This is a genomic window from Synechococcus sp. BDU 130192 (assembly GCF_963876085.1).
In the GTDB taxonomy this organism is placed as follows: domain Bacteria; phylum Cyanobacteriota; class Cyanobacteriia; order Cyanobacteriales; family MRBY01; genus MRBY01.
This window is the reverse complement of sequence record NZ_CAWNNO010000048.1, coordinates 1-315: the sequence shown is the minus strand read 5'-3', so window position 1 is coordinate 315 and position 315 is coordinate 1. Positions and strand designations below refer to the sequence as shown.

Sequence of the window (315 nt, the reverse complement as noted above, 5' to 3'; positions counted from 1 at the left end):
CGTTTGATCTTCCAATATGCATCTTTCAACAACAGCCGTTCCTTGCACTTCTTCTTGGGTGCATGGCCTGTAGTCGGTATCTGGTTCACTGCTCTTGGTGTATCTACCATGGCATTCAACCTGAACGGTTTCAACTTCAACCAGTCCATCCTTGACTCTCAAGGTCGTGTAATCAACACCTGGGCGGACATTCTGAACCGTGCGAACCTCGGTTTTGAAGTAATGCACGAGCGTAACGCTCACAACTTCCCCTTAGACTTAGCAGCTGGCGAGCAAGCACCTGTGGCTCTGCAAGCACCTGCAATCAACGGTTAA

The 315-nt window shown here is 49.5% G+C and carries 1 pseudogene; it reads left to right on the top strand.

Features of this window, described 5'->3' with window-relative positions:
- Positions 1–315, top strand: a pseudogene (locus tag AACT35_RS11295) (photosystem II q(b) protein); the annotation flags it as partial.